We start from the raw sequence: 12,212 nt of genomic DNA, 5'->3' as shown, positions 1-12,212 counted from the left end.
GTAGGTAGTCGTTTTAAGGCAATAAGATTAGGATGTTATCTTATAAAATTATAAATTTTAGCCAATAAAAAAGCCGCAATCTGCGGCTTTAATCAATACCATTAAACGCTGAAACTAGCGCCACACCCACAGGTGGTCGTTGCATTGGGGTTAGCAACAAAAAAGCGTGCGCCTTCAAGTCCCTCGGTGTAATCCACCTCACCATCAACTAAATATTGAATGCTCATTGGGTCAACCACTAAGGTCACACCATTTTTGACAATCTCTAAATCGCCTGGGTTCGCTTTTTCATCAAAAGTAAATCCATATTGGAAACCAGAACATCCACCACCTGTGACATAAACACGCAGTTTTAAATCTGGGTTTTCTTCTTCGTCGATTAACTGTTTAACGCGAACAGCCGCTGCATCGCTGAACTTAATGGGTAATTCATCTGACATAATATAACCCTCTATACCTACATTACTGCGATTATCTAATACCCGAGTGTTTTAATCAAGTATAGGGATGAGTTTGCTTATAATAGTTAACATAGATTTAAAATAGTTAGTTGTATCAAATGGTCAAGCCATTATTTCTAGACTATATTTATTGTTCATACGCAGATACACCCACTTTATATTTTTAATTAAGATGAGGGACCATCTTGGACAGCCACTTAAAGCTTCATTTTGTAACCCCTGAAATGCTTAATGCGCCCGTTATTACAGCGCAATATGATGGCTATCTAGTTGTCGCCTCAATTTTAACTGCCGTGTTTGCCTCCTATATTTCTTTCTTATTATCTGCGCGGATCAAAGACTCACAACTAAAAGAAGAAGCGCTACTGTGGACCGTCGTTTCATCTTGCTTTTTAGGTGGCGGAATTTGGGCTATGCACTTTGTTGGTATGCTCGCCTATAAACTGCCTATTCCCGTAGAGTACGATATCACACTAACACTGGTGTCGATTTTACCTAGTGTATTTGCCAGTTATATTGTTATGTCACCTAATTTAGGGCGTTTTAACAATTTATGGCTCAGAAGCATATTGATGGGCTTAGGTATTGGTAGTATGCATTATGTAGGCATGATGGCGATGCTGATGCCTGCTCACATGGCTTATGAACCGTGGTTATTCTCGTTTTCAGTGCTAGTCGCGGTGGTGCTATCTGGGCTTGCTTTAAAAATAAATGAATTACGTCTAACAACACATATAAAGCTGAGCTGGGTCAATCTGCTGGCAGCCTTGGTGATGGGTACGGCAATTTCAGGAATGCACTATATAGGCATGATGTCTATGTATGTCTTTGCAGCACATCATACAACCTATATCACTAATGAAAACAGCTCTGAACTTGCTCAAGTTATCATGTTTGTTTTATTAACATTAAGCTTGCTGCTGGTTGGCAGTATGGAATTACGCGCGAGAAGTTTATTATCCGCAAAATTAAAAGCGGTGCTCAATACCGTGCAAGATGGGGTAATTTGTTTTGATAAACTAGGTAATATTGAGTTTGCAAATCCTGCAACTGCCAGCATCTTTGGTTTTGAACAACACTCCTTAATTGGTAAAAATATTGCTCTATTGATACCACAAAAATATGCCGCATCGACAGCGCGTACTGAGCACCATAATTACGCTGAACAAGCAGGTAAGAGCCAATTATTGCAAGGACGTAATAGTAACGGTGTCGACTTCCCTATTACTGTATCAATTAGCCCAATCAGAAAACGCGCCAATCCATCATTTGTTGCCACCATTAAAGATTTAACCAATATCCAAAATCAAGAAGCGTTTACTCAAACCATCTTCGACACTTTACCAATCATGTTAGTCGTCAAAGAAGCTGAGCAACTGGCATTTAGCCATGTTAATAAAGCCGGTGAGCAATTACTCGGAAAAACACGAGATGAGCTGATTGGGCTCAGCGATGCTGATTTATTCCCGGCACAAGAGGCGGCGTTTTTCTCAGCGGCAGATCGCTCAGTTTTAAGCTCCGGTAAAGGCATAACAATTGATGAAGAGCCAATCACCATCGATGGCTACACCCGCTATTTACGCACTCGTAAAATTACCATCAAAGATAACCGTGGTAAGGCAAAATTTTTACTGGCTGTATCTGAGGATATCACCGAACTAAGGGTAGCAAAGCTAGAACTTGAAAAATTGCATCATCGTATGTCAATGGCAGCTAACGCCGCACATATTGGCGTATGGGAGTGGAACTTTCAGACCAATGAGTTGATTTGGGATGACTGGATGTTCGAGCTCTATGGCGTTGACAGGGAAACCTTTAATGGTAACTACTCAGTATGGGAGAACAGCATACATCCCGATGACTACGATGAAGTCATCAAAAACTTAAAAAGTGCAGTAGCCAATCAAGATGAGTTTCATGCTGAATTTCAGATTATTTTACCTAGCGGAGAAACTCGCTACCTAAATGCTGATGGCCGAATTTACGGCAATAGCATGGTAGGGATCAATTTTGATATCTCAAAGCGTGTGATTGCTGAAAATAAACTTCTCCAGTTAGCACAAACAGATCACCTCACAGGCCTCGCTAATCGTAATGCACTGTGCAAGTTTGCGGAGCATGAATTTGACTGCACAGAACGCACTGGCACTAAAGTCGCTTGCTTATATTTTGACTTAGATAAATTTAAACCAATTAATGACACTCATGGTCACTTAGTCGGTGATTTTGTATTGGTTGAAATAGCCAAGCGCTTACTCGATACAGCCAGAAAAACAGATTGTGTAGCCCGTATTGGCGGGGATGAATTTGTGATCATCATCACCTATATTGAAAAAAGCAACCAAGTAAAAAAAGCCCTGACACGATTTATAGACGCTATTGAGTTACCCATAGTATCTACGCAAGGGAATTTCTCAGTAAGTGCTAGTATCGGTTACGCAATTTACCCAGACGAAGCCACCAACTTAGATGAATTACTCAATAAGGCTGATGCCAGAATGTTCGACCATAAGCGCACGAAGGCAATCAATCAAAAAGCCACTATCAATCAATGATCCTCAGTCACTAAAAAAGCCCAGTTGATTCTGGCAATAGTATTCGTTAGTGCTTTTTAATACATTGCAATAGGTATTGCGTACAGCGACCTAACAAACTGGTATCGATTTGATTTAAATTAAACTCTGAATGAAAATCAAAAGGACTTACTGTGACACTTTTGATAAACTGCCCGCTGGAATAGGTGGCGAGGAATAAAGCATGTGGCTTGAAACGCTTAGGCGTCGCTTGGCAAAGCCAAAAACATCGGTGCAATTGTGCTTACTTGGCGTAAGTGCTGGATTAATTGCGGCGTTTTTGATCATTCTATTTCGTTTAACCATTCTATTTTTTCAAGGCTTGTTCCTTGATAACCCTGACGACTTCACCACTTTACCGCCTCTTGAACGGGTGTTAATGCCTATTATTGCAGCCTTTTTAATTGCTCTGTTTGCGGCTTTCACTGGTTTTAAACATTATCGATTAGGTATTCCATTCGTTATTCATCGGATCAAAAGCCATTATGGACAAATGCCGTTGTATAACACTGTTAATCAATTTGTTGGTGGTGCATTAGCATTGATCAGTGGTTTTTCTGTCGGCCGTGAAGGACCATCCGTGCATATGGGTGCAACCGGCGCAAGTATCTTAGCGGATAAACTGCATTTACCTTACAACGCTATGCGAACCCTCAGTGGTTGTGGCGTTGCAGCGGGCATTGCAGCCTCATTTAACACCCCATTAGCGGCGGTAATTTTTGTAATGGAAGTGGTCATGCGTGAGTACAAAGTGCATATCTTTGTGCCTATTATGCTTGCTGCTGTTACCGGTGCTTTGGCTACTCAATTCATATTTGGTAATGCCTCTGAATTAGAACTTATTACCATCACCACCCTTAGCGGTTGGCACTATCCATTTTTAATCCTATTTGGTATTGCACTGGGCGCTGTAGCCTATGCGTTTAACCAAAATTTAATGTTGATCATTCGCACTTTTAAACCCTTGAGTATGTTTCCACGACTATTGTTAGCAGGTCTCATTGCCGGTGGCATCGCTTATTTAGTACCGCAAGCTATGGGCTCGGGGATGAGTGCAATAACGCTCGCCGTAGAAACTCCTGAAGATGTAAAACTGCTTACCACTATTTTAATCGCTAAATTACTCGCCACCCTATTTGCTATTGGTTTAGGTATTCCCGGTGGCATTATTGGTCCAGTGATCGGGCTTGGCGTACTAATGGGCACCTTAATGGCATTTTTTGCCCAGTTTATTAGTCCTGGCGTTGATATTGCGGGTACTTACAGTGTATTAGGCATGGCAGGATTACTCGCTGCTACTTTGCACGCCCCGCTTGCGGCTCTAACCACAGTAATGGAGCTTACTTCAAGCCAAGAGATTATCGTCCCTGCCATGTTGGTTATTACAACTGCTTACGTTACTGCACTACAAATATTTGGTAACCGCTCAATATTTTTACAGCAACTGGATTTTCAAGGCTTAAGCTATCAAGTCTCACCAGCGACCGAAGCACTGCAAAAGGTGGGAGTAATGGACGAGATGGATGAAAACTTTAAACTACTGTATTCAGATGATAAACAGCAAATCGAAAGTACCTTAAATGCGGTAGATAGCCAAACACCGCTGATTGTTTATGATGCTGAAAATGGCTACCGGCTTGCGGAATATGATTTAAGTTTAATGTCGGATCAAAACATTGCTATTAACTATATCAGCCTGCAAGGGATCAGCAGCCAAGCCACACTTGCTGATGCGTTTGATATATTAAAAGATAAACGCAGTGGCGCTGTGTATATCTATAACTTACTCGACAATCAACAAATTATGGGAATTATGCGCTGGGATCAGATCCGCCATATCCTCACCATACGTAATAGCTTACTTTAACTAACCCAATAGAGAACATTATGAGCGCGCTACTAGTCTACAAAGCCCTACATATCTTTTTTATGATTGCCTGGTTTGCTGGCATTTTTTACCTGCCAAGACTGTTTGTTTATCATGCCATGAGCGAAGAGAAATCATGCAATTCAATGCTTAAAGTCATGGAACGCCGCTTATTATATTTTGTTACTCCGTTTGCCATATTAACCGCGGTATTTGGTGTATTAACCATTATGGAATACGGCCGTGAGTGGTTCAAACACAGCATGTGGCTGCACTACAAACTGGTATTAGTGATTATTTTATATCTGTACCACGGCTTTTGTTTTAAGTTGCTGGCTGATTTTAAACACGACCGTAATACCCGTAGCCATCGTTTTTATCGCATTTTTAACGAGTTACCTGTGTTACTACTGTTAGTCATCATATTTTTAGCGGTAACTAAACCTAGTTTATAAAAAATTTGCTATAGTATCGCGCGATTGCGTGCCCATCGTTGATGGTTGATCGCGCCCCTTTTCAATGTGATAGGAATAACCCCAATGTTAAGTTTCCAAGGTGAAAATATTCTTTCTGTCAATCAGCTCGACCGCGACTGTATTGAACGTATTTTTGCAGTAGCCAAAAAAATGGAGCCATATGCTAAAAAGCAAAAGCGCACCAATGTGTTAGAAGGCGCGATCTTAGCAAACTTATTCTTTGAGCCAAGTACTCGTACTCGCGTAAGTTTTGGCACCGCCTTTAATTTATTAGGCGGCCTAGTTCGTGAAACCACAGGTATGCAAAGCTCAGCACTTGCGAAAGGCGAGTCGTTGTACGATACCGCACGCGTTATTTCTGCGTACGCAGATGCGGTTGCAATGCGCCACCCTGATGCAGGCTCAGTGGCTGAATTCGCCACTGGCTGCTCGGTACCGGTGATCAACGGCGGCGACGGCCCTAACGAGCACCCAACTCAAGCATTGCTTGATTTATTAACCATAGAGCGTGAGTTAAACCGTTTTGAGCAAGGGATTGATGGCATGCACATCGCCCTTGTTGGTGATTTAAAATATGGCCGCACTGTGCATTCATTATCAAAATTACTCTGTCATTACAAAGATATAAAATTCTCGATGGTGGCACCAGATGGTTTACAAATGCCGAGCTATATTTTGGATGCGGTTGATAATGCCGGTCATAAAATTGAAATCGTCGATAAAATGGAAGGCAATTTAGCCGCTGATATCGTCTATCAAACTCGCATTCAAGAAGAGCGCTTTCCTTCGCAAGAAGAAGCCAATAAATACCGTGGTGGTTTTCGGATCAGCCAATCAATTTACAATACACACTGCAAGCCAAACTCAGTATTAATGCATCCATTGCCTCGCGACAGCCGCATGGAAGCCAATGAACTCGATAACGATTTAAATAGTAACGATAACTTAGCTATCTTCCGCCAAGTACAAAATGGCGTGCTAATTCGTATGGCACTATTTGCATTGACCTTAGATGTTGCCGACAAAGTTGAGCAATATGAAGTCGCTGTGCCATGGTTTAGCCGTAAACGCGATAGTTAATCTACCAGTACAATTAATAGGATTTTTCATGACAATTAGCCAAGATTTATTTGCCCGCGCCCAAGCGTCTATCCCAGGCGGCGTAAACTCACCGGTACGTGCCTTTAATGGCGTTGGTGGCACGCCGCTGTTTATTACAAAAGCACAAGGCCCATTTACCTTTGATGCCGATGGCAACCGTTATATCGATTATGTGGGTTCATGGGGACCTATGATCATGGGTCACAACCATCCAGCTATTAAACAAGCAGTACTTGATGCGGTAGAAAACGGCCTAAGCTATGGCGCACCAACTGAAACTGAAATTTTCATGGCTGAAAAAGTTAAACAGCTAGTGCCATCAATCGAAAAAGTACGCATGGTAAGTTCAGGTACTGAAGCGACAATGAGCGCAATTCGTTTAGCCCGTGGTTTTACTGGCCGTGACAAAATACTTAAATTTGAAGGCTGTTACCACGGTCACGCAGATTCATTGTTAGTAAAAGCAGGTTCAGGCGCACTAACCATGGGTGTACCAAACTCACCGGGTATTCCAGAAGATTTTGCTAAACACACCTTAACAGTATCGTTTAATAACCTTGATGAAGTAAAAGCTATTTTCGCCAAATACGCTGACGAAATCGCCTGTATCATCGTCGAGCCTGTTGCCGGTAACATGAACTGTATTCCACCTGTACCTGGGTTTTTAGAAGGCCTGCGCGCGGTATGTGATGAGTACAAATCAGTATTAATTTTTGACGAAGTAATGACCGGATTTCGTGTTGCTTTAGGTGGCGCTCAAGCTTACTACAACATCATTCCTGACTTAACTTGTTTAGGTAAAGTGATTGGCGGTGGTATGCCAGTGGGTGCCTTTGGTGGTAAAACGGAGATCATGGATTACATTGCGCCAGTCGGTCCTGTTTACCAAGCTGGTACATTGTCTGGTAACCCAATCGCCATGGCAGCAGGCTTAAAAGCACTTGAACTTTTATGTGTTGATGGACTACACGCTGAGCTTGAAGCAAAAAGCAAAGCAATTTGTGAGGGCTTTGAAGCTGGCGCTAAAAAAGCGGGTATCCCACTGACCACAAACTACGCCGGTGGCATGTATGGTTTCTTCTTTACTGAACAAGAAAAAGTAACCACTTACCAACAAGCTACTCAATGTGATTTAGAGCGCTTTAAAAAGTTCTTTCACTTGATGCTTGAAGAAGGCGTATATTTAGCGCCATCAGCATTTGAAGCCGGTTTTGTTTGCTCTGAACACTCGGAGCAAGAAATCGCCGACACCATCGCCGCTGCTGAGCGCGCGTTTGCTAAGCTTTAAGTTTTAATTTTAAGCAATAAAAAAAGCCCGAAAGGGCTTTTTTTATGAGCTAAATAAGCTTACTTACTTAGCGCTGACAACTTGGTCTTGGCTCAAATTCAGTTTCCCTCAGTGGTAGCTGAATAACCTTGCCACAACCCGGAGGTGCTTGTTTACCAGTTAGTTCGTCGATAAATGCCCAACGAATAGAAGGTGGTCGAGTATCAGCAATTGCTTCAGGGTTTAGCGGTTTGAGATAGCGAATATAGGTTTCTAATGCGCCTACGCTGCCGGTTAAGCCAGTGCTTTTATTATCATCACGGCCGAGCCATGCAACGGTTACTGTATTTTGATCAAAACCTGCATACCAACTATCACGTAGATCATTACTGGTGCCCGTTTTACCAGCCAGCTGAATTGATGGGAAATGGGCATTTAAACGTTTAGCAGTGCCATCTTTGGTGACTCGCTTCATCGCGTATTTAGTCATATAAACAGCGGCTTTATCAAAACGCGGTTCAGAACTAACTTGGTGCTGATAAAGCACACGCCCAACAGAGTCGGTTAATGCCGAAATAGATGTTAATTGACGGTATTCACCATCTGCCGCCAAAGTGGTATAAAGCTGAGCAACGTCAAAGCTCGACATCTCAACTGCACCAAGCAGTAATGATGGATAGTGAGGAATATTACCTTTTGCGCCAAGCTTAGTCAGCGTATCGGCGACTTTATCAACCCCAACATCTAAGCCTAGATTTACCGCTGGTATATTAATGCTTTTACTAAACGCTTTATACAGCGGCATCATGCCGCGATATTGGTGATCAAAATTCTCTGGTTGCCACACTTTACCTTGCTCATTGGTCACTTGTACTGGTGAATCATCAAGCAACGTCGCTAAATTATAATGTGGTAAACCCAATGCAGTTAAATACACCGCCGGTTTTACTAATGAGCCTATATTGCGTTTTGTATCTAACACTCGGTTAAATCCTAAGAAACGTGGATCGCGCCCTGCAACCAGTGCAGAAACTCCACCCTTTTCAACATTAACTGAGATCATCGCCGCTTCAAGCTGCTCTGTGGTGGCGCGCTTTTCAAGATACGGTAGGCTTTTTTCAATTGCCTCTTCCATTGCGGCTTGTTTTTGTAGATCAAAATAAGTAAATACTCGCACACCAGCATCTAGTACTTCTTGGTCTGGCAGTAATTTTTTCAGCTCACGATCCACCAGCTCTAAATAACCAGGGTACGATTTAGGCAAGCTGTCTTTCATTGGTGCAATATCGATTGGGCGTTTTAGTGCAGCACGGTATTCGCGGGTATCAATTAATTTATTATCAACCATTAAGCGCAGCACTAAATCACGACGCTCCATAGTGCGCTCAGGGTAACGGCGCGGATTATAGTATGAAGGGCCTTTCACCATAGCGACGAGTAATGCTATTTGATCATACTCAAGCTCATCTACTGGCTTAGAAAAGTAAAACTCAGAGGCCAACCCCATGCCATGTACACCTTGATTATACGATTGACCAAGATACACTTCGTTTAGATACGCTTCTAATATTTGATCTTTTGAATAGCGGTAATCTAAAATCAGCGCGATCAACGCTTCATTGAATTTACGGATCAGCGTACGATCACGGGTTAAATAAATATTTTTTGCTAGTTGCTGCGTTAACGTACTGCCACCTTGAACAGTGCGCCCTGCTTTTATATTGCTATATAAAGCGCGCATAATCGAAAATACCGATACACCGTGGTGCTGATAAAAATCTTGATCTTCAACCACTAACAGAGTATCTGTTAGCATAGGTGGAAATTTATCCAGCGGCACAAACTCACGGTCTTGTTTTGAATCATTACCAATACGTGCAATTTGTACTGGCTCTAATCGAGCACTATTTAAGCGCCTACCAAATTTATCTTTAATACTGGCAAGTTTTTGACCCGCAAAACGCAGCTCAATTACTTGTGCTTGTTCTAAGCCATCGTAAAATTCAAATTCACGACGAAAGATTTGAATATTATCACCCGCTTTTACATATTGTCCGGTACGGCTAAGCTTATTTACTGAAGAATAATTTAACCTATCGAGCTCCCACACCACTTCTTGACTAGATAAAAATTGTCCGGGATAAAAGCCCATTGCTCTGGCATAAACTTGTGCTGGTAACTGCCATTTATTGCCTTCAAACTGACGGGTGATTTTTGCATCTAGGTAAATCAAATATAACGCCATGGCAATAATGCCAGCTAAGCTGAGCTTCCAAAAAATAGACCAAACCTTACGACCAATGCCAGTTTTCTTTATATTTTTTGCAGACGCTTTTTTTGTCGGTGCTTTTCTCACAGACTTAGACGCCGTCGTTGAGGCTTTGTTGGCCGAGCGTTTCGATGGAGTTTTACTAGAGCGGGGATCTTTTTTATCAGCCATTGACGTTGCTATTACTATCCAGAGGTTAATTTACAGGTGTTAGGATACACTAACACCTGTAAAGTTAACAGTAACTGAAACGCCGCCAATTATGTGACTAGCGTGTGCATAACCAAAGTGCATGGATCACCGCTGGTATAAAAAAGATAAAACACAACACAATATTAATAATCAAATCTTTGCCTACACCAGCTTTTAGAAATACCGCCACAGGAGGTAAAAATAAAGATAAAATGATCAGTAACAATTTGTTATCCATAGTTAGCCTTTGAATTGTAATTAATGTCACTTAAAGAATAGTCATTAAATTACTATTTTCCTACCTGAATAATCTGAATTTTATCAATTACTTTTTACATTTATTACACGCGCAAAAAAAGTCCTAATCGAAATTAGGACTTTGTTTTGAACACACAATGATCTTTTACAATTTTGAGCTATTAGTTACTGCGTACAGAAACAAACTCCGGGTAAGCATCAATACCACAATCGTGTTGATCCATGCCGTTTAGTTCTTCTTCTTCTGTTACACGGATACCCATAGTTTTCTTCAGTATTCCCCACACGATAAGCGAGGCAACAAATACAAACCCTAAGATACAAACCAAGCCGATTAACTGGTTAACTAGCGTTGCATCAGCATTTGATACTGGTACTAAGATGATACCTAAAATACCACATACACCATGCACTGAGATTGCGCCAACTGGGTCATCAATTTTAATTTTATCTAGCGCCACAATGCTAAATACCACTAATGAACCACCTAAAATACCGAGTAAACATGCTAATAAAGGTGATGGTGATAATGGGTCAGCAGTGATAACAACCAAGCCTGCAAGTGCACCATTAAGTACCATAGTTAAATCAGCTTTGCCCCATAAGACTTTACATACAAATAATGCTGCGATTGCACCTGTTGCCGCAGCTGCATTGGTGTTTAAAAGAATTTGACCAACCGCAGTGGCATTTTCAGCATCAGAGATAAGTAGTTGTGAGCCGCCGTTAAAGCCAAACCAACCCATCCATAGAATAAACGTACCCAACGTAGCCAATGGTAAGTTAGAACCTGGAATTGGGTAGATTTCGCCATTTTTACCGTATTTACCTTTACGAGCGCCTAGCATTAATACACCAGCAAGAGCTGCAGCAGCGCCTGTACCGTGAACAATAGCAGAGCCTGCAAAGTCAACAAAGCCCATTTCAGATAAGAAACCACCGCCCCACGTCCAGTAGCCTTCAACTGGGTAGATAAAGCCCGTAAGGACTACTGCAAAAGCAAGGAAAGCCCATAACTTCATACGTTCAGCAACTGCACCCGAAACAATCGACATAGCCGTTGCCACAAATACCACTTGGAAGAAGAAATCAGATTCTAATGAATGATCAGCATCAGCTGCTTGAGTGCCAATTAGCGCACCAAGCGAAGGCACTAACCCGCCTTCCGCGTTGTCTACATACATAATGTTGTAGCCAACTAATAAGAACATGGTACAAGCGATAGCATAAAGCGCCACGTTCTTGGTTAAAATTTCAGTGGTATTTTTTGAACGAACTAAACCTGCTTCAAGCATGGCGAAACCTGCCGCCATCCACATAACTAAAATACCTGAGATTAAAAAATAAAATGTATCCAATGAAAACTTAAGTTCTACTATCGTGTTTTCCATAAAGCCCCCTTAAATTGCTTCTTCATCTAATTCACCCGTACGAATACGGACAATTTGATCTAAGTCGTAAACGAAAATTTTGCCGTCGCCAATTTTGCCTGTTGAAGCAATTTTGGTAATGGTCTCAACGACCCTTTGACAATTTTCGGTACGAGTAGCAATTTCAAGTTTGATTTTTGGTATAAAATCAACCTGATATTCAGCTCCACGGTACAACTCTGTATGACCACGTTGACGACCAAAACCTTTGACGTCAACAACCGTCATCCCCTCAATGCCTAAATCAGCCAGCGCTTCACGCACATCATCTAATTTGAATGGCTTTATTATTGCACTAATCATTTTCATAGTGGCCCC

The 12,212-nt window shown here is 41.7% G+C and carries 10 protein-coding genes; 5 read left to right on the top strand and 5 right to left on the bottom strand.

Going from position 1 to position 12,212, the window contains the following annotated elements; translation table 11 throughout:
* Positions 1-101: 101 nt before the first annotated feature.
* Positions 102-440, bottom strand: coding sequence for an iron-sulfur cluster insertion protein ErpA (gene erpA, locus V7783_RS04315; RefSeq protein WP_064665602.1), 339 nt, complete (start codon positions 438-440; stop codon positions 102-104).
* 206 nt (positions 441-646) lie between these two features.
* Between erpA and V7783_RS04310 the strand changes: the two genes are divergently transcribed.
* From V7783_RS04310 to hemL, 5 genes are all read left to right on the top strand, one after another.
* On the top strand, positions 647-3,016 hold the full coding sequence (locus V7783_RS04310) for a diguanylate cyclase domain-containing protein (RefSeq protein ID WP_335677648.1): 2,370 nt from the start codon (positions 647-649) through the stop codon (positions 3,014-3,016).
* A gap of 202 nt (positions 3,017-3,218) precedes the next feature.
* Positions 3,219-4,901 (top strand): chloride channel protein, encoded by a 1,683-nt coding sequence (locus V7783_RS04305; RefSeq protein ID WP_335677647.1) that lies wholly within the window; start codon positions 3,219-3,221, stop codon positions 4,899-4,901.
* Positions 4,902-4,921: 20 nt separating this feature from the next.
* Entirely contained in the window at positions 4,922-5,356 is a 435-nt protein-coding gene (locus V7783_RS04300; protein WP_016708673.1) for a CopD family protein, read from the top strand.
* Positions 5,357-5,440: 84 nt separating this feature from the next.
* On the top strand, positions 5,441-6,457 hold the full coding sequence (locus V7783_RS04295) for an aspartate carbamoyltransferase (RefSeq protein WP_192541516.1): 1,017 nt from the start codon (positions 5,441-5,443) through the stop codon (positions 6,455-6,457).
* A gap of 28 nt (positions 6,458-6,485) precedes the next feature.
* On the top strand, positions 6,486-7,766 hold the full coding sequence (hemL, locus tag V7783_RS04290; RefSeq protein ID WP_335677646.1) for a glutamate-1-semialdehyde 2,1-aminomutase: 1,281 nt from the start codon (positions 6,486-6,488) through the stop codon (positions 7,764-7,766).
* Between the two features lie 67 nt (positions 7,767-7,833).
* On the opposite strand, the gene mrcB is transcribed toward hemL, so the two are convergent.
* The 4 genes from mrcB to V7783_RS04270 all read right to left on the bottom strand — a co-directional run bounded on the left by mrcB (position 7,834) and on the right by V7783_RS04270 (position 12,203).
* Positions 7,834-10,185 carry a penicillin-binding protein 1B gene (mrcB, locus tag V7783_RS04285; RefSeq protein WP_335677645.1) on the bottom strand — a complete coding sequence of 784 codons (2,352 nt, stop codon included), beginning with the start codon at positions 10,183-10,185 and terminating at the stop codon, positions 7,834-7,836.
* 97 nt (positions 10,186-10,282) lie between these two features.
* On the bottom strand, positions 10,283-10,444 hold the full coding sequence (locus V7783_RS04280; RefSeq protein ID WP_087531003.1) for a YqaE/Pmp3 family membrane protein: 162 nt from the start codon (positions 10,442-10,444) through the stop codon (positions 10,283-10,285).
* A 181-nt stretch (positions 10,445-10,625) separates the two neighbouring features.
* Complete coding sequence (locus V7783_RS04275) at positions 10,626-11,855, bottom strand: ammonium transporter (RefSeq protein ID WP_335677644.1); 1,230 nt, start codon at positions 11,853-11,855, stop codon at positions 10,626-10,628.
* A gap of 9 nt (positions 11,856-11,864) precedes the next feature.
* On the bottom strand, positions 11,865-12,203 hold the full coding sequence (locus tag V7783_RS04270) for a P-II family nitrogen regulator (RefSeq protein ID WP_016708666.1): 339 nt from the start codon (positions 12,201-12,203) through the stop codon (positions 11,865-11,867).
* Positions 12,204-12,212: the final 9 nt, after the last annotated feature.

Source organism: Pseudoalteromonas sp., assembly GCF_036960685.1.
Lineage (GTDB): Bacteria > Pseudomonadota > Gammaproteobacteria > Enterobacterales > Alteromonadaceae > Pseudoalteromonas.
The sequence above is the reverse complement of the archived record's forward strand: the minus strand, read 5'-3'. Positions and strand labels throughout refer to the sequence as shown.